The sequence below is a fragment of the Streptomyces sp. NBC_01314 genome (assembly GCF_041435215.1).
Taxonomy (GTDB): Bacteria; Actinomycetota; Actinomycetes; order Streptomycetales; family Streptomycetaceae; genus Streptomyces.
This window is the reverse complement of the sequence record NZ_CP108394.1, coordinates 7,539,477-7,560,716: the sequence shown is the minus strand read 5'-3', so window position 1 is coordinate 7,560,716 and position 21,240 is coordinate 7,539,477. Positions and strand designations below refer to the sequence as shown.

The following is a 21,240-nucleotide window of genomic DNA, read 5'->3' as shown; positions in this document are numbered from 1 at the left end:
GGACACCCCTTACGGGGTGGCAGGGACGCGTGACTCACGCCCCGCATTCCACACCACGGCGCCACGTTGGGCGATGTTGTGGGAAGCGTTCCGGTCCGCGTGGGCAACGACCCCGCAGTTCCGGCAGATGAAGAGGGCCTGGTCGACCCGGTTCTTCTTGTCGACGTGCCCGCACTCGCAGCACGTCTGTGAGGTGTAGGCGGGGTCGACGTGAACCACGGGCACGCCTGCTCGGCGTGCCTTGTACGCGATGAACTCTCCGAGCTGGGCGAAGGCCCAGGAATGGAGCGTGACCCTCCCCCACTGCCTTAAGGGCGTGGGAGGTACCCCCAGGCTTGCGGAGCCGTACCCTCTGCCGGATGCCGCCCAGGTCTTCCAGGGCGATTCCGGCCGAGGTGCGTTCAGCCTCGGCCACGATTCGTTTCGCGATGACGTGGTTGGTGTTCCTCACATGGCACTGCTCTTTGCGGGCACGTGCCTTGAGCCGCCTTTTGGCGGACTTGGTGTTCTTCTTCTGGAGCTTGCCTCGCAGCTTACGCTCGCGTGTGCGGCGCCGGTTCAGGCCACGTCCAGCGGCCTGGTATCCGGTGGATGTGGTGGCGATGTTGACGATGCCGAGATCGACACCGATAAAGCGGTCGGGCTCGTAACTGTTCTCCTCGGGCACCTCACACGTGGCGATCAGATACAAGACGCCGTCACGTTCCGTCAGATCCGATTCGCCCTTACGGTACTGCTGGAGCATCTTCAGACCGTCGGCGGAGCAGACGAACCGCACACCCCGGATGCGTCCGGCGGTGGTCCAGATCGACACCGTCTGCGCGTCCAACTGCCAGGACAGGCACCGGTCGTCGTACGGCTGGGCTGCCTCGGGCCGAAAGGCGACGGGCTTCGACTCAGCCTTCCTGCGTGGCTTCGAGCCCGCTCTGCCGAGGTTCCCAGCCTTGATGTTGGCCTTGAGCGTCGTGTAGGCGTCGCGGACCTTCTTGATGGTGTGCTGGGCCGCCTGCGCCCCCAGCCCCCGCGACTTCAACTGAGCGTAGGTGTACTTGCGCAGCTCGTACTCACGCGGCACACCCTGCTCGAACGCCACCGCCGACACCCAGTTCGCGGCCTCGTTGACCGTGCGCAGGGTCGCCACCAGCGCGGTGGCCTGCCCGGCCTCCGGCATCAGCTTCACCTGCACCACCAGCTTCATACCCCGGACGCTACCTGGCTCGCGTCCACCCGAGGGGTGTTCGGCTCTCGGGCACCCGATCCACTGACAGCCCGAACAGTCATTCCCATCGGGTGTTCTACCGCAGTGCCGCTTCATCTGTCTTCAGCTCTTTGGGGCCGCCGCCGTACGGCGCTCCGGCTCCGCCGAGGACACCACCGCGACACTCCGTGTCGCAGCTACAGGATGCGATTCCTCCCAAGGCTGAAGCCCTGGGGTTCCTCGCAGGATCACGCTGAACTACGACGACTCGCTCGACGTCATCGGCGTCCACCTCGTCGGCGGCGTCATCGGTACGGTCCTGATCGGCGTCTTCGCCGTCGAGTCGATGACCGGCGGGGCCGAGGGCCTCCTCTACGGCGGCGGGCTCGCCCAACTCGGCAGACAACTGGTGGCCGTGGCCGCCGTCGGGGCGTACGCCTTCCTCGTCACATACGGCATCGGGAAGCTGATCGACAAGGTGCTGGGCTTCCGTGCGGAAGAGGAGCACGAGCACACCGGTCTCGACCTTACGGTGCACGCCGAGACGGCATACGATCACGGCGTCCTGGGCCACGGCGCCCCGGTCAGCGCGTCCGTACCGTCCACGTCCTCCACGCAGAAGGCCAAGGCCCAGGCATGAAGCTCATCACCGCGATCGTCAAGCCGTACCGCCTCGACGCGATCAAGACCGCGCTGCAGGAGATGGGCGTGCACGGTCTGACCGTCAGCGAGGCCAGCGGCTACGGCCGGCAGCGCGGCCACACCGAGGTGTACCGGGGCGCCGAGTACCAGGTCGACCTCGTCCCCAAGGTCCGGATCGAGGTCGTCGTCGACGACGCCGACTCGGACGCCGTGATCGAGACGATCGTGAAGGCCGCCCACACCGGGAAGATCGGCGACGGCAAGGTGTGGGCGCTGCCGGTGGAGACGGTCGTACGGGTGCGGACGGGCGAGCGGGGCCCCGACGCGCTCTGAGCCGGCGGAGCCGATGAGGGGTGGTACCGCCGGTGGGCGGCACCACCCCTCACCCGTGACCCAGGTGCGTGCGGCAGGTCAGTCGAAGACGAACGGGCCCGGCGACTGTGCCTCGGCGGCGGTGCATGTCACGGCGAACCCGAGGATCACCATCTGCAGTGAGCCGCCGAAGGCGTCCAGGCTGTCGCCGGGGGCGACGGTGCCGGTGAGGGGCCCGACCTCCACGCCGTCACCGGCGGCCAGCGCCGGGTTCTCGGTACCCGTGAAGGCGACGGTGCCGCCGCTCGCGTTCACGAGGGTGAGCGTGGACTGGATGGAGTCCTCGGCGAGGGCGATCGGGGCGGTGATCTCCTCCGAGGTGACGGTGACGGTGGCGGAGGTGCCGTCCTGGGTGGCCGTGAGCGTGGCCACTCCGGAACCGCCGATCGTGCAGGAGGCGTTGATCGTCGCGACGTCAGGGGTGACCGCCACGGCGGTGGGGGCGAGCGCCAGGCCGGTGACGGCCAGCGTCCCTGCCGCGAGCGCCGAGCCGACTCCGAGTCGTATGCGTCTCATCGAGCGAATTCCCTTCCCTGGTACGGGATGTGGCACAGGGCCTGGGGGAGCCCCGTACGTCCCGGTACGGGCGTTGCCATGTGGGGGCTGTGCAATGCGCGGCCGCGCGGCGGAATGTGACAGTCCGCCAAGAGAACGGCTCCATTGAGACGTGCGCGGGCCAAGATTGCAAGAGCCGTTCTGCGGGTTCCGCCCGGGGCCGGTGAAAGTGGCCGAAGCCGATCGCCGGGGGCGCCGGCCCAGTCGGCGGTGGGGCGGAGGGTTGGGTGTTCTGTCCCGCGCCGCGCGGGTTGTCGGGTGGCCGCGTCCCGGTGTCCACTCGTCCGCGCATGATTTTCGCGCAGCTCGGAGGGCTGTTACCGGCCGTAACACTACGCGGCGAGCGCCCCCCGGCGCGGCACTGTCGAAGATCACTACCCTGTACTGATGCTCACCTACGACGAGTTGACGCGGCCGGAACGCGAGCTGTGGGACGCGTTCCCCCAGGGACGGCGGGTCGACCTGCGGACGGGGACGCCGGAGCAGGACCGGGTCGCCGGGGGTGGGGAGTGGGGGCCGGGGCGGACGGTGCGGGCGGCGGTGATCGTGGCGCTGCTGCTGGGCGCGAGCAGCCCGCAGCAGGGTTCCGTCGCTTGTCTGCGGCTCGCCGGCGCACGCATCACCGGGCGCCTCGATCTGTCCGGGGCGGAGATCGGTCACCCGCTGTGGCTGGAGGAGTGCCGGCTGGAGGAGAGGGTGGACCTCTTCGGAGCGTCGACCCGCACGGTCGCGATCACGAACTGCCGGGTACCCGGCATCGAAGCCGCGACGGTCCGTGTGGACGGGCTCCTCGATCTGCGGGGATCCGTCGTGGAACAGGGTGCCGTCTCGCCGTTGCACCGTCATGCCGTGGCTCTGTCGCTCGTCAACGCCCAGGTGAGCGGGGCCGTGATCCTCAACGGGGCCGAGATCACCTCACCGACCGGATGGGCCGTGCGCGGCGGTGGCCTGGCCGTGGAGGGAGGCCTCTACTGCCGGCACGGATTCGTCGCCCGCGGAGAAGTCCGGCTGCTGGGCGCGCAGTTGTCGGGCGGACTCTTCATGCAGGGCGCGCGGCTGGACCGCCCCGGCCCCGGCGGGGTCGCCCTCACCCTGGACAACGCCGTGATCCAGACGCTCAACCTCTCCGGCGGATTCACCGCGAACGGGACCGTACGGCTGCGCGGCACCCGGATCACGGACAACCTGACCTTCGAGGGCGCGGTCCTGAACGGCTCCCCCGACGGCGAACACGCCGGCGGCCCGGCCCTGGTCGCCATGCTCACGCAGGCCACCGACTTCGACCTCACCCTCGCCCAGCGGCCCACCGGCACCGTCGACCTGCGGGGCGCACAGGTGTCGTACCTCCACGAGAACGAGCACAGTTGGCCGGAGACGGTGGAACTGGACGGCTTCGTCTACGGCTCGATCAAAACGGCGGAGGCGGACGGCGGGCGCCGGGAGGCGGTGGGCGACCGGGCGACGGTGACCCGCCGCCTGGAGTGGATAGCGCGCAGCCCCGGCTACAACCCGCAGCCGTACGAACAGCTGGCGAGCTGGTACCGCAGGGCCGGCCACGACGACGACGCCCGCCGGGTCCTCCTCGCCAAGCAACGCCACCGGCGCCGCACGCTGCACCCCGCGGCCCGCGTCTGGGGCCACCTCCTCGACGTGACCGTCGGCTACGGCTACCGCCCCTGGCTGGCCGGCGTCTGGCTCCTCGCCCTGGCCCTGCTGGGCACGACGGCCTTCGCCGCCGGCTCCCCCACGCCGGTGAAACGGGGGGAGGGTGCCCCCTTCGAGCCGTTCGTCTACACCCTCGACCTGCTCATCCCCATCGGCGGTCTGGGCCAGCGCACCGCCTGGTACTGGACGGACGGCACCCTCCAGTGGCTGGCCTACGCCCTGACGGCCCTCGGCTGGATCCTGACGACGGCCGTCATCGCCGGGGTGACCCGCACGCTGCAGAAGAACTAGCGGGGCCTCGCTCGGCTTCTCGGTGGCCCGGCGCTCAGCCCGCCGTCACCGTCACCCGTACCGTCCCGTCCGGTCCCGCCAGCAGCACCGGAGTCCCGGGCCCGCCTAGATCCCGTACGGCGGCCCGGTCCTCGTCGGAGACGGTGTCGGCGTCGGTCACCACGGCCGCCGCCTCCAGGGACTTCGCGCCGGAGGCCACCGCCATGGCGACGGCCGTGCGCAGCGCGCTCAGCCGCAGGGAGTCGAGGGCCACCGTCCCGGCGACATACGTCCGCCCCGTCTCGTCCCGTACGGCCGCCCCCTCGGGCACTCCGTTGCGGGCCCGCGCGGAACGGGCCAGGGTCACGATCTTGCGGTCCTCGGGGTCGAGCGCGCTGCTGTCGGTCATGAGCCGAGCATACGGAGACCGGGTCGGCCCCTCACGCCACGGGGTGCGTTCACGCCCGGTCGAGACGGAGCCGCTCCGCGCGCGGCAGACCGGCCACCACCAGGTCGTACGAGTCCTCGATCAGCTCCTCGGCCAGCCGGTCCGGCAGACCGCCGTCGAGGGTCACCGTGTTCCAGTGGCGCTTGTTCATGTGATAGCCGGGGATGATCAGGCCCGGGTGCTCGGTGCGGAGCCGGACCGCGTCCTCGGGGTCGCACTTGAGGTTGACCTTGAGCGGGTGTTGGTCCGTCCAGCTCAGGGCGAACATCTTGCCGAGGACCTTGAAGACGGAGATCTCGGGGCGGAAGGGGAAGTCCTCGACGGCCTCGTTGAAGGAGAGGCAGAAGGCACGCAACTCCTGTGGTGTCATTCCGGCTTCGTGTCCTCCTGCGACTGCCCGGCGGGGCCGATCGGCTCCACCAGCACCGTGACGATCTTGTTGCGGCGGCCGGCCGCGGCCTCCGCCGTGAGGCGCAGTGCGCGCTGGTCCGGCAGGGCGACGACCGAGGAGGCGCCGGCGATCGGGACGCGGCCCAGGGCCTTGGCGAGGAGGCCACCCACGGTCTCCACGTCCTCGTCGTCGTAGGCCTCCAGGCCGTACAGCTCGCCGAGGTCGGTGATGTCGAGGCGGGCGGTGACGCGGTAGCGGTCCTCGCCGAGGTCCTCGACGGGCGGGAGCTCGCGGTCGTACTCGTCGGTGATCTCGCCGACGATCTCCTCGAGGATGTCCTCGATGGTGACGATGCCGGCGGTGCCGCCGTACTCGTCGATGACGACGGCGACGTGGTTGCGCTCCTGCTGCATCTCACGGAGCAGATCGCCGGCGTTCTTCGTGTCGGGGACGAAGACGGCGGGGCGCATCGCCGTGGACACCAGTTCGCTCTCGGCGTCCCGGCTGATGTGCGTCTTGCGCGCCAGGTCCTTCAGGTACACGATCCCGACGATGTCGTCCTCGTTCTCGCCGGTGACCGGCATGCGCGAGAAACCGGACCGCAGGGCGAGGGTGAGGGCCTGGCGGATGGTCTTGTAGCGCTCGATGACGACCAGGTCGGTGCGCGGGACCATCACCTCGCGGACGAGGGTGTCGCCCAGCTCGAAGACCGAGTGCACCATGCGGCGCTCCTCGGCCTCGATCAGCGACTCCTTCTCGGCGAGGTCGACCAGCGCGCGCAGCTCGGCCTCGGAGGCGAACGGGCCCCGACGGAAGCCCTTGCCCGGGGTCAGCGCGTTGCCGATGAGGATGAGGAGCGACGGGATCGGGCCCAGGACGCGGGCCAGCGGCAGCAGCACGTACGCCGCCGCCGTGGCCGTGTTCAGGGGGTGCTGGCGGCCGATGGTGCGCGGGGAGACACCGACGGCCACATAGCTGACGAGGACCATGACGCCGATGGCGACGGTCAGGGCCTCCCAGGTCGCGTCGAACTGCTGCAGGCAGGCGTACGTGACGAGCGCGGCGGCGGCCATCTCGCAGGCCACGCGAACCAGCAGCGCGAGGTTCAGATAGCGGCTCGGGTCGGCCGAGATCTGGGCGAGCTTGGCGCTGCCACGCCGCCCGGACCGTACGGCCTCCTCGGCCCGGAAGCTGGAGACGCGCGCGAGGCCCGCCTCCGCGCAGGCGGCGAGCCAGGCGACGACGACCAGCGCGACGGCACCGCTGACGAGGGTCGCGCTCATGACACGGTCGGTGCCGGGGAGGGGCCGGTGAAGCCCTTCTCCGCGCGCCAGCCGTCCACGATGGCGGCCTGCAGGCCGAACATCTCGGCCTTCTCGTCCGGCTCCTCGTGGTCGTAACCGAGCAGGTGCAGCACTCCGTGGACGGTGAGGAGCTGGAGCTCCTCGTCCATGGAGTGCTGCGTGTCCGCTTCCTTGCCCTGCTTCTCGGCGACCTCGGGACAGAGCACGATGTCGCCGAGCAGGCCCTGCGGCGGTTCGTCGTCGCCCTTCGACGGCGGACGCAGCTCGTCCATCGGGAAGGACATGACATCGGTCGGACCGGTGAGGTCCATCCACTGGATGTGCAGCTGCTCCATGGCGTCGGCGTCCACCACGATCACCGACAGCTCGGAGAGGGGGTGGATGCGCATCCGTGTCAGCGCGTAGCGGGCGATGTCGAGGATCGCCCGCTCGTCGACCTCGGTTCCGGACTCGTTGTTGACGTCGATCGACATGGTCGCGCTGGTCTACTTCCGCTTGTCACGGCCGCCCTGGTGGGTGCCGTTCTCCGTACCGTTCTGGCTGTCGTACTTCTCGTACGCGTCGACGATACGGCCGACCAGCTTGTGCCGTACGACATCCTGCGAGGACAGCCGGGAGAAGTGCACGTCGTCGAGGCCCTCCAGGATGTCCTGGACCTGGCGCAGACCGGACTTCGTGCCGTTGGGAAGGTCGACCTGCGTCACGTCACCCGTGATCACGATCTTCGATTCGAAGCCGAGGCGGGTGAGGAACATCTTCATCTGCTCGGCCGAGGTGTTCTGGGCCTCGTCGAGGATGATGAAGGCGTCGTTGAGCGTACGGCCGCGCATGTACGCCAGGGGCGCGACCTCGATCGTCCCGGCGGCCATGAGCCTGGGGATCGAGTCGGGGTCGAGCATGTCGTGCAGCGCGTCGTACAGCGGGCGCAGGTAGGGGTCGATCTTCTCGTAGAGGGTGCCGGGCAGGAAGCCCAGGCGCTCTCCGGCCTCGACCGCCGGGCGGGTCAGGATGATGCGGTTGACCTGCTTGGTCTGCAGGGCCTGGACGGCCTTGGCCATGGCCAGGTAGGTCTTGCCGGTGCCGGCGGGGCCGATGCCGAAGACGATGGTGTGCTTGTCGATGGCGTCGACGTACCGCTTCTGGTTGAGCGTCTTGGGGCGGATCGTGCGGCCGCGCGAGGACAGGATGTTCTGCGTCAGGACCTCGGCCGGGGTCTCCTGGCCGTCGCTCTTCCCGTTCTCACTCGCTCTGAGCATGGCGATCGAGCGTTCCACTGCGTCCTCCGTCATCGGCTGTCCGGTGCGGAGCACCAGCATCATCTCGTCGAACATGCGCTGGACGAGAGCGACTTCGGGGGCGTCGCCGACCGCGCTGATCTCATTGCCCCGGACATGGATGTCGACCGCCGGGAAGGCCTTCTCGATCACGCGCAGGAGGGAGTCGCCGGAGCCCAGCACGGTCACCATGGGGTGCGCCGCGGGGACGGTGAACTGTGCTCTCGCCTTGCCCTGCGCGGGGGTGTGAACTGTGGGTGTCTGAGTCATGGGCCGGCTCTGGGGCCGCACGTCCTCCTTGAAGCGACTCGCAGGTGGTGGCCTGCGCTTGTGATTCCAGAGTACGCCGGGGGACTGACAGGGCCGTAGGGCTTTTCGCGGGAGAACTCGGGGCTCGCGGTGTTCTTCGGGCCGCGGGTCGGTCGGGGCCGGTCGGGCGTTTCCCCGCGCCCCGAGGGAGCATGCGGCGCTTCGAAGGGCTCGGCCCCTCAGCGCCAGATCGGTGACCCGGCCGTCCCCGGGCTCGTCGCCTCGATCTTCGCCCGGATCGCCCCCATCACTTCCACGATCCGGCGCTCGTGCTCCGGGGTCAGGCGGGCGACGGGGACCGAGCAGCTGATGGCGTCCTCGGCGGGGGTGTCGGTGCGCAGGGCGAAACCGAGGCCGATGATGCCGGGCACGCCCTCCTCGCGGTCGACGGCGTAGCCGCGGGCGCGGACGGCGGCCAGGTCGGCGGCGAGCGAGTCACGGGTGGTGTGGGTGCGGGGGGTGAGCGCCTCGTAGGGGCCCTCGGGGAGGTCCGAGTCGGGGCGTTCGGCGAGGAGGGCCTTGCCGAGGGCGCCGGCGTGGGCGGGGAGGCGGCGGCCGACGCGGCTGATCGTGCGCAGGTACTCGTGGGACTCGCGGGTGGCCAGGTAGGCGACGTCCATGCCGTCGAGGCGGGCGAGGTGGATGGTTTCGCCGAGGGCCTCGGAGGCCTCGTCGAGGTAGGGCCGTACGGCACGGACGCGTGGGTCGGAGTCCAGGTAGCTGGTGCCGGTGAGCAGGGCGCGGATGCCGATGCCGTAGAGGGAACCGGTGATGTCCGTGCGGACCCAGCCGCGGCCGATCAGGGTCTGGAGCAGGGCGTACATCGAGCTGCGCGGGACGTGGAGCTCGTCCGCCAGTTCCTGCAGGCGTGCAGGTCGGTCGCCGCGTGCGGCCAGCAGTTCCAGCAGGTCGACCGTGCGTGCCGCCGACTTCACCTCGCGGACGCCCCCGGCGCCGTCTGTCTCCGACATGCGCCGATCGTAGGCGGGCCGCGCGCGCCTCTTGACGGTCGGTGTTTCACGTACCTAGTCTCCATCTTCATACGTAGATGACGTCCACATGGGGATACAGGCGGCAGGGCGGCTCTCGGTTCGGCCCGCACCTCGTCTCCGAGCTCGCCCCGCAGAGTCCGCCGTCCCGACCGTAGGAGCCGCCCCGTGACCGCGCCCCGCGACCTGACCGTCACCGAGGTCCGGCTGACCCCGATCCTGGTCGCCGACCCGCCGCTGCTGAACACGCAGGGCGTGCACCAGCCGTACACCCCGCGGCTCATCGTGGAGGTCGTGACCGCCGACGGGACCACGGGCGTCGGCGAGACGTACGGCGACACCAAGTACCTGGAGCTGGCCCGGCCGTTCGCGGAGAAGCTGGTGGGCCGTCAGGTCAGCGATCTGAACGGGCTGTTCGTCCTCGCCGACGAGGTGGCGGTCGACGGGTCACGGGTCTCCGGGCAGGTCGACGTGGGCGGGCTGCGCGGTGTCCAGACCGCCGACAAGCTGCGACTCTCGGTCGTGTCGGGGTTCGAGGTCGCCTGTCTCGACGCGCTCGGCAAGGCGCTGGGGCTGCCCGTGCACGCGCTGCTCGGCGGCAAGGTGCGGGACACCGTGGAGTACAGCGCGTACCTCTTCTACAAGTGGGCGGACCACCCCGAGGGCGTCGCCTGCGAGAAGGACGACTGGGGGGCGGCCGTGGACCCGGCCGGGGTCGTGGAGCAGGCCCGGAAGTTCAAGGAGCGGTACGGGTTCACGTCGTTCAAGCTGAAGGGCGGGGTGTTCCCGCCGGAGGAGGAGATCGCCGCGGTCCGGGCGCTGGCCGAGGCGTTCCCCGGGCATCCGCTGCGGCTGGACCCGAACGGGGCCTGGTCCGTGGGGACGTCGCTGAAGGTCGCGGACGAGCTGGCGGACGTACTCGAGTACCTGGAGGACCCGGCGCTCGGGACGCCCGCGATGGCCGAGGTCGCGGCGCGGACGGATGTGCCCCTGGCGACCAACATGTGCGTGACCACGTTCGCGGAGATCGAGGAGGCGTTCACGAAGGGCGCCGTGCAGGTCGTCCTCTCCGACCACCACTACTGGGGCGGGCTGCGCAACACCCGCGAACTGGCCGCCGTCTGCCGTACGTTCGGCGTCGCCGTGTCCATGCACTCCAACACCCATCTGGGCATCAGCCTGGCCGCGATGACGCACGTGGCGTCCACGGTGCCCGACCTTCACCATGCCTGTGACTCCCACTATCCGTGGCAGTCGGAGGATGTCCTCACCTCGCGCCTCACGTTCGAGGACGGGGCGGTACGGGTGTCGGACGCGCCGGGGCTCGGGGTCGAACTCGACCGGGACAAGCTGGCGTTCCTGCATCGGCGGTGGCTGGACGACGACGGGGCGCTGAAGGACCGGGACGACGCGGCGGCGATGCGGGTCGCCGAGCCGGACTGGGTGACGCCGGCCGTGCCGCGCTGGTAGTCCCGGTCGGGGCCGGCGCGCCGGTCGCCGGCCGGCGACGCACCGAGGCCCGGCAACAGCGTGACCGACGCCCCCTCGCGGAGCGATTGGTGCAGACTTGGCCAGATCCGCACCACGCCAGGGAGCACATCGTGACCGCGTTCAAGGGAGAACGACCGCACCGGCCGCAGGTCGACCCGCTGAGGGCACTGAGAGCACCGGACGACCCGCCCTGGGACGTCTATCTGACGGGCACCGTCTTCCTCGACATCATCTTCACCGGGCTCGACTCCGCCCCGGTGCGCGGGACCGAGTCCTGGGCACGCGGGATGGGGTCGAGCCCCGGCGGTGTGGCGAACATGGCCACGGCCCTGGCCCGGCTGGGCCTGCAGACCTCCCTCGCGGCGGCCTTCGGCGACGACCACTACGGCGAGTACTGCTGGGACGCCCTGGAGCAGGGCGAGGGCATCGACCTCTCCGCCTCCCGTACGGTCCCCGGCTGGCACTCCCCGGTCACGGTCTCCATGGCGTACGAGGGCGAACGCACGATGGTCTCCCACGGCCACGCGGCGCCCCCGGAGCAGTCCGAGCCGGAGTGCCCGCCCCACGCGCGCGCCGCCGTCGCCTCCCTCACGCCCGGCGTACGCGCCCCCTGGATCGCGCGGGCCGCGAGCAAGGGCACCCGGATCTTCGCGGACGTCGGCTGGGACGAGACCGGCGCCTGGGACCTGGCGGGGCTCGCCGATCTCGCCCACTGCGAGGCGTTCCTGCCCAACGCGCAGGAGGCGATGCGGTACACCGGCGCCGAGTGCCCCCGGGCCGCCGCCCGCGCCCTCACCGACCACGTCCCGCTGGCCGTGGTGACGCTGGGCGCGGAGGGCGCGTACGCCGTGGACGGCCGGACCGGCGAGACGGCGGAGGTGCCCGCCATCGCCGTGGAGGCCTTGGACCCCACGGGCGCGGGGGACGTGTTCGTCGCCGGCTTCGTCACCGGCACGCTGGCGGACTGGCCCCTGGCGGACCGGTTGGCCTTCGCGGGCCTGACCGCCGCGCTGTCGGTCCAGGAGTTCGGGGGGTCGCTGTCCGCTCCCGGGTGGGCCGAGCTCGCCGCGTGGTGGCGCCGGGTGCGGTCCCTGGACCACCAGGACCCCACCGCCCTGCGCCGCTACGCCTTCCTGGAGGACCTCCTCCCGAAGGACCACGTCAGCCCCTGGCCGCTGCGGCGGGCGGTCCCGACGATCGGCTTCCGCCGATCCGCGTGACGCCGATCGGCTTGCGCCGCTCCGTGACGCCGCCGCGTGAGAGCTCGGGGGGCGGGGGTTGTCGGGGACGGTACGGGTGCGGGTGCGGGTCCGTCGTGGTCGCTCGCGCAGTTCCCCGCGCCCCTGAAGGACCCGGGGCGCGCCCCATGCCGTCAAGGGACGCGGGGATTGCGCGACCAGCCCCACCTCATCCGAACTCGTACGCGTCCACCTCGGCGAGGTACCGGGCCCGCCGCTCCTCGTCGTGCTCCAGGAAGGACGCGGTGAAGGAGTTGCGGGCCAGCTCGCGCAGCCGGTCCTCGCTCAGGCCCAGCGTCTGCCGTACGGCGTCGAAGTTGTCACCGGCGTATCCGCCGAAGTAGGCCGGGTCGTCGGAGTTGACCGTGCAGAGCAGGCCCGCGTCGAGCATGGCGGGCAGGGGGTGGTCGGCGAGGGTGTCGACGGTCCGCAGCCGGACGTTCGACAACGGGCACAGCGTCAGCGGGATCCGGTCGCGCGCCAGCCGCTCGACGAGGGCGGGGTCCTCCATGCACCGCAGTCCGTGGTCGACGCGTTCGACACCGAGGACGTCGAGGGCCTCGGTGATGTACTCCGGCGGCCCCTCCTCCCCCGCGTGCGCGACGCGCCGCAGCCCCAGCGCGGCGGCCGCCTCGTACACCGCGCGGAACTTGACCGGCGGATGCCCGACCTCGGCCGAGTCCAGCCCGATCCCGACGATCCGGTCGAGGTACGGCTTCGCGGCCTCCAGCGTGTCGAGGGCCGAGGCCGCGGACTCGTCCCGCAGAAAGCACATGATCAGCTGAGTGGAGACGCCGTGTGTCTCCTCACTCGTCCCCAGCGCCCGCCACAGCCCCTCGACGACCGTTCCCATCCCGACGCCCCGCGCGACATGGGCCTGCGGATCGAAGAAGATCTCCGCGTGCCGTACGCCCTGGGCGGCGGCGCGGGCCAGGTAGGCGTCGGCGAGGTCCGCGAAGTCCTGCTCGGTGCGCAGGACGGCCATCAGCTCGTAGTAGAGGTTCAGAAAGGACCGCAGATCCTCGAACTCGTACGCCTTGCGGAGCGCGTCCGTGTCCGCGTACGGCAGCGCGACCCCGTTCCGGGCGGCCAGCGCGAACGCCAGCTCCGGCTCCAGGGTTCCTTCGATGTGCAGGTGCAGTTCAGCTTTGGGGAGGGACATCAACGCATCGTACGGGTGTGCTACCGCCGTTTCGGAAGCGCCACCCTCATCAGGTCGTGTGCCACGGTGAGCTCCCCCTCGAACCCGACGGCCCGCGCCTGCCGTTCGAACTCGGCGGGATCGGAGTACCGCTGGCTGAAGTGGGTGAGCACGAGGTGCCGTACGCCGCAGTCACGGGCCACCGAGGCGGCCTGGCCTGCCGTCAGATGGCCATGGTCCACCGCGAGTTGGACGTCCTCGTCGAGGAACGTCGACTCGATGACGAGCATGTCGGCCGCGTCGGCGAGGGCGTAGACCCCGTCGCACAGCCGGGTGTCCATGACGAACGCGAACCGCTGTCCGCGCCGCACCTCGCTCACCTCGTCGAGGGAGACGTCCCCGATCGCCCCTGTCCGCTGAATCAGCCCGATGTCCGGCCCCTTGATCCCGCGCTCGGCGAGCCGCTCGGGCAGCATCCGGCGCCCGTCGGGCTCGACGAGCCGGTACCCGTACGACTCGACTGGGTGCGAGAGCTTCCGCGCGTCGAGCGTGAACGACGGCGTGGTGGCCAGCGCCCCGCCCTCCCCGTCGACCGGCGCCTCGATCAGCTGGACCGTCTCCCGGTACGCGGTGGCGTACCGCAGCCGGTCGAAGAACCGCTGCCCGGAACGCGGGTAGTGCGCCGTGACGTCGTGCGGAACCCGGTCGAGATTGATCCGCTGGATCACACCGGCCAGCCCCAGCGAGTGATCGCCGTGGAAATGGGTGACACATATGCGGTTCAGGTCGTGCGCGGCGACCCCGGCGCGCAGCATCTGCCGCTGGGTGCCCTCGCCCGGGTCGAAGAGCAGTCCCTCCGCGTCCCAGCGCAGGAGATAGCCGTTGTGGTTGCGGTGCCGGGTCGGGACCTGGCTGGCGGTGCCGAGGACCACCAGTTCACGTATGGACACGGCCCGTTATCCGGGGGGCCACTGCAGGCCGCGACCGCCGACGATGTGGGCGTGCGCGTGGAACACGGTCTGGCCGGCGCCGGTGCCTGTGTTGAAGACGATCCGGTAGCTCTCCAGTTTGTCCTCGTCCGCGACGGCCTGGGTCTCGCGGAGTACGTCCGCGGCGAGTTCCGGGGCGGCGGCGGCGAGTGTCGCGGCGTCCGCGTAGTGCGCCTTCGGGATGACCAGGACGTGCGTCGGTGCCTGTGGGTTGATGTCCCTGAACGCGACCGTCGTGTCGGTCTCCCGCACGATCGTCGCCGGTACGTGCCCTGCCACGATCTTGCAGAACAGACAGTCGTCCTGCGGCTCCCCAGCCATTTGTTGCCTCCCAGCCACCGGTGATCCCCTACGGGGGCATCGTAGCGAGGCGTTTCCGCCCCCGCCGCGAAAGGCTGCCGCCCCTTCGACCCCGTAAGGGCTCGGGGCTCCGCCCCGGACCCCGTTCGCGCAGTTCCCCGCGCCCCTGTCAGGGCGCGGGGAACTGCGCGAGAAACCCCGACGAACCCGCGCCCAGGGGGTCGAAGGGGCACCGTCCCTGGGGATGGGATGGGTAGAGGCGGCGGAGGCGAGAGAACTACGCCTCCGGCAGCGGAGGTGCCACCTTCGCCGGAGTCTCCTCAAGTCCGGCCAGCGCGATCCGGATCGCCTCGTCGAGCTGGGGGTCACGCCCGGCCGCGTGGTCCTGCGGCGCCTGCACGACCTCCACATCCGGATCGACGCCGTGGTTCTCGACCCCCCACCCGTACCCCTCCAACCAGAAGGCGTACTTCGGCTGGGTCACGAGCGTCCCGTCCACCAGCCGGTACCGGCTGTCGATCCCGACGACACCGCCCCACGTCCGCGTACCGACCACCGGCCCGATCCCGAGCGCCTTGATCGCCGCGTTGACGATGTCCCCGTCGGACCCGGAGAACTCGTTGGCGACGGCGACGACGGGCCCCCGGGGCGCGTCGTCGGGGTAGCTGGTCGGCCGCATCCCGCGCGGCAGGTCCCATCCGACGATCCGTCGCGCGAGCTTCTCCACGACGAGCTGCGACGTGTGGCCGCCCCGGTTCTCCCGGACGTCCACGACGAGCCCCTCCCGGGCGACCTCGATCCGCAGATCGCGGTGGAGCTGGGCCCAGCCGGAGCCGACCATGTCGGGCACGTGCAGATACCCGAGCCGGCCGCCGGACCTCTCGTGGACGTAGGCCCGCCGGTCCGCCACCCACGCGTGGTACCGCAACGGTTCCTCGTCGGAGATGGGCACCACGACGGGATGCCGGAGATCCCCGCCGCCGGACGGCAGGACGGTCAGCTCGACCGCCTTGCCGGCCGTGCCGACGAGCAGCGGGCCGGGCCCGGCCACCGGGTCGACCGGCTGCCCGCCCACGGCGACGATCGCGTCGCCGGCCCGCACGGCCACTCCCGGAGCGGCGAGCGGCGAGTGTGCGTCGGGGTCGGAGGTCTCGGAGGGCAGCACCCGGTCGATGCGCCACAGCACGGACCCCTGCGGGCCGTCCTCGTGCCGGGAGACGTCCGCCCCGAGCAGCCCCTGCCGCCGGTCGCCGGAACCGCCCCGGCCGCGCGGGGTGACGTACGCGTGCGAGGTGCCCAACTCGCCCTGCACCTCCCACAGCAGGTCGACCAGGTCGTCGTGCGTGGCGAGCCGGTCGAGGACCGGGCGGTACCTGTCCAGGACGCCGTCCCAGTCCACCCCGCCGAGGTCCGGGCGCCAGAAGTTGTCCCGCATGAGACGGCCGGCCTCGTCGAACATCTGGCGCCACTCGGCGGCCGGGTCGACGGTCCGCCGTACGCGCGAGAGGTCGACGGTGATGTTGGTGTCGCTCTCGTCGTCGTTCGAGGCGCGCCGGTCGCTGGGGACGACCTTGAGTTTGCCGTCGGTCCACAGCAGAACCCGCTTGCCGTCGCCGCTGACGGCGAAGTGGTCGGCGTCGGAGGCGAGGTATTCGAGGCGCCGCTGGGCGAGGTCGTAACGCTCCAGGGAGGACTTCGGTTCGGGGTCGTCGGGCGTGGCCCGGGAGTGGCCCAGGACGCCGGTCACGGGGTGGCGCAGCCACAGCACGCCGTCCTTGGCGGCGCGGAGCGTCGAGTAGCGGGCGGCCTCGACCGGGAAGGGGACGATCCGGTCGGCGAGCCCTTCGAGGTCGATCCGGGTCGTGGGTGCGCCCTCGCTGTCCGGGGTCTCGTCCTTGTCGGGCGCCTCGAACGGCCGGCCGTGGCGCTGCGGCCCGAAGGGGGACGGGGTGGTCGCGGCGAGCGTGATGAGGTGCGGGCGGGCCCCGCTGACGAAGTGGAGGTCGAAGACGTGTTCGTCGTAGACGGGGTCGAAGGCGCGGGCGGAGAGGAAGGCGAGGTGCTTGCCGTCGAGCGTGAACGCCGGTGAGAAGTCCTGGAAGCGGAGCGGGGTCGCCTCGGTGACGGACAGGTCGGCGGTGTTGGCGAGCTTGAGCTGACGCAGCGGGCGCGGGCCGGGGTGCGACCAGGCGAGCCAGGCCGAGTCGGGCGAGAAGACCAGGCCCGTCACTTCGCCGTCCTCGCTGTGGTCGACCTCGCGGACCTCTCCGGTCTCCCGCTCGACGAACAGGACCCGGCCGTCGTGCGTGGCGACGGCGACCCGGCTGCCGTCGGGCGCCACGGCGAGCCCGAGGACGCGGCCCAGCTGTCCGGCGGCGAGCCGGCGCGGGGTGGCGCCGGGGCCGACGCCGGTCGCCGGGGCGAACTCCAGGGCGTCGTCGCCCTCCGCGTCCGTCACCCACACCACCCACTCCTCGCCCTCCACCCGGAAGGTGCGCGGCAGCCGGGCCCGTACGCCCTGCTCGGCGGCGAGCGCGCGGGCGGGGCCGGAGCGGTGCGTGATCCAGTGGACGGAGCCGCGCACGGAGACGGCGCTGCCCCGGGCCGTGTGGTCGGGCGAGGCGGAGCCGAACCAGCGGGAGGCGTTCGCCGGGAACGGCTGGAGGTCGACGCGCTGTCCGCCGAGCCGGATGTCGAGCCTGCGCGGCTCGGCCCCGTCCAGGTCGTCCAGCAGCCACAGTTCGCCGGCGGACGCGTACACGACCCGGGTGCCGTCGGTGGCCGCGTGCCGGGCGTAAAACCCGTCGACCGGGGTGTGCCGCCGCAGGTCGGAGCCGTCGGCGAGGGAGGAGTACAGAGCCCCGACGCCCTCGTGGTCGGACAGGAACGCGACCCGGTCGCCGAGCCACAGCGGGTACTCGATGTTCCCGTCCAACTCGGCGTGCAGGCGTACGAATTCACCGGCCGACCCGGCGCCCTCGCCGTCCTTGCCGTCCTCGGCCGCGCGGTCGATCCACAGCTTGCCCGCCGTGCCGCCCCGGTACCGCTTCCACCAGGCGGCCTCACGGCCCATCGGCGCGGACAGCAGCACGGTGGCGGGGCCGTGGGCGACATCGCCGACCGGACCGTACGGGAGGGTGGTGGCCGGGCCGCCGTCGAGCGGGACGGCGTGCGCCCAGCTCCGCCGGAGGCTGGCCTGGCCGTGGGTGCTGAGCGCGAGGACCTGGCCGTCGGGCGTCCAGCCGCGCACCTGGGTGCGCCAACTCCCCCAGTATGTGAGGCGCTTGGCCGACCCGCCGTCCACGGGCGCGACATGCACCTCGGGCGCGCCGTCCCGCGTGGAGGTCCACGCGACGGTGGTGCCGTCCGGGGAGATCCGCGGATGGTTCACGGGCACGTTGTCCGCGCTGACCCGCCAGGCACGGCCGCCGTCCAGAGGCGCGACCCACACGTCGTCCTCGGCGGTGAAGGCGACCAGGTCGCCGTGCAGGTGCGGATACCGGAAATACGCGAGCTGAGTCACCCGGTCACTGTAAGCAGCGTTCGGCCCGATTGGGAGGGGTTTGGATCATGTCCCTCGCGCCGGGCCTCACTTGCCCTCGGGCACGCACGCCGGGTCCTTCTGGCACCAGATGGTCTGGGTGACGGTGACCGTGACGGTCGGTCCCGGCCGACCGGGGTTCGGCGACCCGGCGCTCGGCCCCGGGTCGGGGGCGTCGCAGTTGCCGAGCACGTCGACGTGGAACCACTCCTTGCCGCCGACCTTCGCTCTCAGGTCGCCGCGGACGCACTTGCCGTTGACCTCTTTCGTCACCTTGCCGGTGAGGGAGATGTCCCGGCCTTCCTTGTCCTCGCCCGTGCAGTCGACGTTCGCGACGGTATTGGCGGACGCGGAAGGCGACGTGGACTTCTCGCCGTCACCCTGCTTCCCGCCGCTCTGCCGGTCACCGTCGCCGTCGCTGTCGTAGGACGCCGTGCAGGTGAGCCACCGGACGTCGAGACCCTGCCGCTCCAGCTCCTTGGTGCCGAGCTGGTCCGTCGTGAACGCGACCGCGCCGGTGTTGAGCCCGCCGCCCTCGCAGGCCACCAGGCCGAGGACCGCGCCGATCCCGAGCCCGGCTCCCAGCAGGAGCCTGCGCCCGCCTGTCCGGTACGCCCTGACACGCCTCCATGCCCCCATGAACGGCAGCCTGCCACCGCCCGCCGCGCGACGGAAGACCGCATGCGGTCATGCTGCCGGGAAGGGTGAATCCGTCGTGCACGGACGGGGTGGATACGTCGTGCACGGACGGAGTGGATCCGTGGTCCGCGGACGAGAGGGGCCTCAGCCGCGCAGCAGCAGCCATTCCTGCAGCTCCACCAAGTTCCCCTCGGGGTCCTTGAGATGGGCCACGCGCATCCGGTCGGTCATGGGTGCCGGCCCGTGGAGGAGCCGCGCGCCGCGCGCGGTGATCTGCTCGCAGTACGTGTCGAGGTCGTCGACCCGCAGGACGACCAGCGACCGGTGCCCGTTCGCGGCGTCGGCCAGCTCCCCGAGCACCTGCGCCATCATCGCGCGGTCCTGCAGGGCGATGCCCGCGGACCCGATCGCCGGACTGAACTTCTCGTACGGCCCCTCGGCCGCCCCGGACTGCGGCTTCAGCCCGAGGACATCGGCGTAGAAGCGGTAGCAGGCGGGGAAGTCGGAGACGAGCAGCCTTACTTGGGCGAGTTCCACGATGCTCCCAGGGGTTCGGGGACGGCGGTCCGGACCGGGGTGGTCAGGACCAGCGTCCGGTTCTGCCCAGCAGCAGCGCCCCGGCCGCCGTCCCGGCGGTCGACGTACGCAGCACACTGGGCCCGAGTCGGTATGCCCGCGCGCCCGCCTCGCCGAAGAGCGCCAGTTCCTCGGGCGACACGCCCCCCTCCGGCCCCACGACGAGCACGATCTCCCCGGCCGCCGGCAGCTCGGCGGTGGCCAGCGTCCCGTCGCCGCTCTCGTGCAGTACGGCGGCGAAGTCGGCCTTCGCCAGCAGCGCCGCGACCTGCTTGCTCGTGGCCGCGTCAGCGACCTCGGGGAACCGCACCCGGCGGGACTGCTTGCCCGCCTCCCGCGCGGTGGACCGCCACTTGGTGAGGGCCTTCAGCCCCCGGTCGCCCTTCCACTGGGTGATGCAGCGGGAGGCGGCCCAGGGCACGATCGCGTCGACCCCGACCTCGGTCATGGTCTCCACGGCCACTTCGCCCCGGTCGCCCTTGGGCAGCGCCTGGACGACGGTGATACGGGGCTGCGCCGGGGGCTCCTCAAGGAGGCATCCCACGTCCATGACGACCAGCCGGTCCTTGCCCTCGGCGGCCTTCACCACGCCCTCCAGCCACCGGCCCCGCCCGTCGGTGAGGACGACGTCCTCACCGGGCTTCAGCCGCTTCACCGAGACGGCGTGCCGCCCCTCGGGGCCGTCGAGCACGATCTCCGGTCCCCGGCCGTCGAAGCGGTCCACCACGAACACGGGTGCGGTCATCGGCCCTCGCTCCCGGTCTGTCCGCCACCCCGGCTGCCGATCCGCGCGGAGGCCTGCTCGGCCTGCGCGGCGGCGATCTCGGCGGCCAGCACCTCGACCAGCTCCCCGGCAGGCAGGCGCCGGGCCATCCGGTGCCCCTGCCCGGCCCACAGCGCCATGCCCTGCGCGTCCCCGGCCTTGGCGGCGGCCTTGCGCAGCGGCGAGGTGAGGTGGTGGACCTCGGGGTAGGCGACGGGCGCGTACGGGCCGTGCTCGCGCATGAACCGGTTGAGCAGACCGCGGGCCGGGCGCCCGGAGAAGGCGCGGGTCAGCTCCGTGCGGACGAAGAGGGGGTCGGTCAGCGCCTGCTTGTGCACGGCGTGCGCGCCGGACTCGGTGGTGGCGAGGAACGCCGTGCCGAGCTGGGTCGCGTTGGCACCCGCCGTGAGGAGGGCGGCGATCTGGCTGCCGCGCATGATGCCGCCGGCCGCGACCACCGGCAGCGCCACGGCCTCGCGGACCTGGGTGACCAGGGAGAGCAGGCCGATGCCGGCGCAGTCCCGCTCGGGGTCGTCCCGGTGGGTGCCCTGGTGGCCGCCCGCCTCGACGCCCTGCACGATCACGGCATGGGCCCCGGACCGCTCCACGGCCTGGGCCTCCTCCGCCGAGGTCGCGGTGACCAGGGTGAGGGTGCCCTTGCGGGCGAAGGACTCGATGACCTCGGGTGTCGGACAGCCGAAGTGGAACGACACCACCGGCACGGGGTTGTCGAGCAGCACCGCGAGCTTGGCCTCGTAGCCGTCGTCGCGCCCGCTGTCGGGGTCGCCCAGCTCGGAGTCGTACCAGGTGGCCTCACCGGCCAGCTGCTCCGCGTACACCTCGACGGCGGCGGCAGCAGGGGGCGCGGCGTCAGCCGCTCCGGTGGAGCCGGTGCTTGCACCGGGGTACTCCGGCTGCGGCATGAACAGGTTCACGCCGAAAGGGCGCGAGGTGAGCGCCCTGAGCGTCTTGATCTCCTGATACATCCCGTCGGCCGTCTTGTACCCGGCGGCGAGGAACCCCAGCCCGCCCGCCTCGGACACGGCGGCGGCCAGCTGCGGCACGGACACACCGCCCGCCATCGGGGCCTGCACGATCGGCAGCGGGACGAGATCGGTCAGTGCGGAGGACATGACGGCATGTTG

19 protein-coding genes and 2 pseudogenes are annotated in these 21,240 nt (G+C 71.6%); 5 read left to right on the top strand and 16 right to left on the bottom strand.

Translation table 11 applies throughout. The features are described from left to right. Positions 1–9: 9 nt before the first annotated feature. Positions 10–1,198 (bottom strand): annotated as a pseudogene (locus tag OG622_RS33340) (RNA-guided endonuclease InsQ/TnpB family protein). A gap of 244 nt (positions 1,199–1,442) precedes the next feature. Between OG622_RS33340 and OG622_RS33335 the strand changes: the two are divergent. Further along, positions 1,443–1,838 (top strand): annotated as a pseudogene (locus OG622_RS33335) (ammonia channel protein); the annotation flags it as partial. After that, positions 1,835–2,173 carry a P-II family nitrogen regulator gene (locus OG622_RS33330; RefSeq protein WP_319069396.1) on the top strand — a complete coding sequence of 113 codons (339 nt, stop codon included), beginning with the start codon at positions 1,835–1,837 and terminating at the stop codon, positions 2,171–2,173. The pseudogene OG622_RS33335 and the gene OG622_RS33330, both read left to right, overlap by 4 nt. A gap of 78 nt (positions 2,174–2,251) precedes the next feature. Here OG622_RS33330 and OG622_RS33325 read toward each other — a convergent pair whose 3' ends face one another. After that, a complete protein-coding gene (locus OG622_RS33325; RefSeq protein ID WP_371580332.1) occupies positions 2,252–2,728 on the bottom strand; it encodes a hypothetical protein in 477 nt (158 codons plus the stop codon). A gap of 426 nt (positions 2,729–3,154) precedes the next feature. Here OG622_RS33325 and OG622_RS33320 point away from each other — a divergent pair, with 426 nt between their 5' ends. Then, positions 3,155–4,723: an oxidoreductase gene (locus OG622_RS33320; RefSeq protein WP_371580331.1), complete on the top strand. Its 1,569-nt coding sequence runs from the start codon at positions 3,155–3,157 to the stop codon at positions 4,721–4,723. Between the two features lie 34 nt (positions 4,724–4,757). Here OG622_RS33320 and OG622_RS33315 read toward each other — a convergent pair whose 3' ends face one another. The 6 genes from OG622_RS33315 to OG622_RS33290 form a co-directional block, all read right to left on the bottom strand. Continuing rightward, complete coding sequence (locus OG622_RS33315) at positions 4,758–5,111, bottom strand: cytidine deaminase (protein WP_371580330.1); 354 nt, start codon at positions 5,109–5,111, stop codon at positions 4,758–4,760. A 49-nt stretch (positions 5,112–5,160) separates the two neighbouring features. Further along, complete coding sequence (locus OG622_RS33310; protein ID WP_371580329.1) at positions 5,161–5,520, bottom strand: MmcQ/YjbR family DNA-binding protein; 360 nt, start codon at positions 5,518–5,520, stop codon at positions 5,161–5,163. Further along, a complete protein-coding gene (locus OG622_RS33305; protein ID WP_371580327.1) occupies positions 5,517–6,824 on the bottom strand; it encodes a hemolysin family protein in 1,308 nt (435 codons plus the stop codon). Before OG622_RS33305 ends, OG622_RS33310 begins: the two co-directional genes overlap by 4 nt. After that, positions 6,821–7,318 (bottom strand): rRNA maturation RNase YbeY, encoded by a 498-nt coding sequence (ybeY, locus tag OG622_RS33300; RefSeq protein ID WP_371580326.1) that lies wholly within the window; start codon positions 7,316–7,318, stop codon positions 6,821–6,823. Before ybeY ends, OG622_RS33305 begins: the two co-directional genes overlap by 4 nt. Positions 7,319–7,330: 12 nt before the next feature. Next, positions 7,331–8,389 (bottom strand): PhoH family protein, encoded by a 1,059-nt coding sequence (locus OG622_RS33295; RefSeq protein ID WP_371580325.1) that lies wholly within the window; start codon positions 8,387–8,389, stop codon positions 7,331–7,333. 218 nt (positions 8,390–8,607) lie between these two features. Further along, the gene (locus OG622_RS33290; protein ID WP_371580324.1) at positions 8,608–9,399 is read right to left on the bottom strand and encodes an IclR family transcriptional regulator; all 792 of its coding nucleotides are present in this window, start codon (positions 9,397–9,399) and stop codon (positions 8,608–8,610) included. A 186-nt stretch (positions 9,400–9,585) separates the two neighbouring features. Here OG622_RS33290 and OG622_RS33285 point away from each other — a divergent pair, with 186 nt between their 5' ends. Both OG622_RS33285 and OG622_RS33280 read left to right on the top strand, forming a co-directional pair. Continuing rightward, on the top strand, positions 9,586–10,887 hold the full coding sequence (locus tag OG622_RS33285; RefSeq protein WP_371580323.1) for a glucarate dehydratase family protein: 1,302 nt from the start codon (positions 9,586–9,588) through the stop codon (positions 10,885–10,887). Positions 10,888–11,018: 131 nt separating this feature from the next. Beyond that, the gene (locus tag OG622_RS33280) at positions 11,019–12,128 is read left to right on the top strand and encodes a carbohydrate kinase family protein (protein ID WP_371580322.1); all 1,110 of its coding nucleotides are present in this window, start codon (positions 11,019–11,021) and stop codon (positions 12,126–12,128) included. A gap of 187 nt (positions 12,129–12,315) precedes the next feature. Here the strand turns inward: OG622_RS33280 and OG622_RS33275 are convergent, their stop codons facing one another. The 8 genes from OG622_RS33275 to OG622_RS33240 form a co-directional block, all read right to left on the bottom strand. Further along, on the bottom strand, positions 12,316–13,308 hold the full coding sequence (locus OG622_RS33275; protein ID WP_371580321.1) for an adenosine deaminase: 993 nt from the start codon (positions 13,306–13,308) through the stop codon (positions 12,316–12,318). A gap of 20 nt (positions 13,309–13,328) precedes the next feature. Continuing rightward, positions 13,329–14,237, bottom strand: coding sequence for a ribonuclease Z (locus OG622_RS33270; protein WP_371580320.1), 909 nt, complete (start codon positions 14,235–14,237; stop codon positions 13,329–13,331). A 6-nt stretch (positions 14,238–14,243) separates the two neighbouring features. Further along, a complete protein-coding gene (locus OG622_RS33265) occupies positions 14,244–14,597 on the bottom strand; it encodes an HIT domain-containing protein (RefSeq protein WP_371580319.1) in 354 nt (117 codons plus the stop codon). Positions 14,598–14,853: 256 nt separating this feature from the next. Then, a complete protein-coding gene (locus OG622_RS33260; RefSeq protein ID WP_371580318.1) occupies positions 14,854–18,099 on the bottom strand; it encodes a S41 family peptidase in 3,246 nt (1,081 codons plus the stop codon). Positions 18,100–18,165: 66 nt separating this feature from the next. Then, a complete protein-coding gene (locus OG622_RS33255) occupies positions 18,166–18,756 on the bottom strand; it encodes a hypothetical protein (RefSeq protein WP_371580317.1) in 591 nt (196 codons plus the stop codon). A 144-nt stretch (positions 18,757–18,900) separates the two neighbouring features. Next, a complete protein-coding gene (locus tag OG622_RS33250; protein ID WP_371580316.1) occupies positions 18,901–19,293 on the bottom strand; it encodes a VOC family protein in 393 nt (130 codons plus the stop codon). A 43-nt stretch (positions 19,294–19,336) separates the two neighbouring features. Further along, positions 19,337–20,077 (bottom strand): 16S rRNA (uracil(1498)-N(3))-methyltransferase, encoded by a 741-nt coding sequence (locus OG622_RS33245; RefSeq protein WP_371580315.1) that lies wholly within the window; start codon positions 20,075–20,077, stop codon positions 19,337–19,339. Next, positions 20,074–21,228, bottom strand: coding sequence for a nitronate monooxygenase (locus OG622_RS33240; protein WP_371580314.1), 1,155 nt, complete (start codon positions 21,226–21,228; stop codon positions 20,074–20,076). The genes OG622_RS33245 and OG622_RS33240 overlap by 4 nt, the downstream gene beginning before the upstream one ends. Positions 21,229–21,240: the final 12 nt, after the last annotated feature.

Coding starts and splice junctions, on each gene's coding strand:
- OG622_RS33240 (WP_371580314.1), bottom strand. CDS start 21,228: ATGTCCTCCGCACTGACCGATCTCGTCCCGCTGCCGATCGTGCAGGCC.
- OG622_RS33310 (WP_371580329.1), bottom strand. CDS start 5,520: ATGACACCACAGGAGTTGCGTGCCTTCTGCCTCTCCTTCAACGAGGCC.
- OG622_RS33255 (WP_371580317.1), bottom strand. CDS start 18,756: ATGGGGGCATGGAGGCGTGTCAGGGCGTACCGGACAGGCGGGCGCAGG.
- OG622_RS33265 (WP_371580319.1), bottom strand. CDS start 14,597: ATGGCTGGGGAGCCGCAGGACGACTGTCTGTTCTGCAAGATCGTGGCA.
- OG622_RS33275 (WP_371580321.1), bottom strand. CDS start 13,308: ATGTCCCTCCCCAAAGCTGAACTGCACCTGCACATCGAAGGAACCCTG.
- OG622_RS33325 (WP_371580332.1), bottom strand. CDS start 2,728: ATGAGACGCATACGACTCGGAGTCGGCTCGGCGCTCGCGGCAGGGACG.
- ybeY (WP_371580326.1), bottom strand. CDS start 7,318: ATGTCGATCGACGTCAACAACGAGTCCGGAACCGAGGTCGACGAGCGG.
- OG622_RS33295 (WP_371580325.1), bottom strand. CDS start 8,389: ATGACTCAGACACCCACAGTTCACACCCCCGCGCAGGGCAAGGCGAGA.
- OG622_RS33305 (WP_371580327.1), bottom strand. CDS start 6,824: ATGAGCGCGACCCTCGTCAGCGGTGCCGTCGCGCTGGTCGTCGTCGCC.
- OG622_RS33330 (WP_319069396.1), top strand. CDS start 1,835: ATGAAGCTCATCACCGCGATCGTCAAGCCGTACCGCCTCGACGCGATC.
- OG622_RS33315 (WP_371580330.1), bottom strand. CDS start 5,111: ATGACCGACAGCAGCGCGCTCGACCCCGAGGACCGCAAGATCGTGACC.
- OG622_RS33245 (WP_371580315.1), bottom strand. CDS start 20,077: ATGACCGCACCCGTGTTCGTGGTGGACCGCTTCGACGGCCGGGGACCG.
- OG622_RS33290 (WP_371580324.1), bottom strand. CDS start 9,399: ATGTCGGAGACAGACGGCGCCGGGGGCGTCCGCGAGGTGAAGTCGGCG.
- OG622_RS33320 (WP_371580331.1), top strand. CDS start 3,155: ATGCTCACCTACGACGAGTTGACGCGGCCGGAACGCGAGCTGTGGGAC.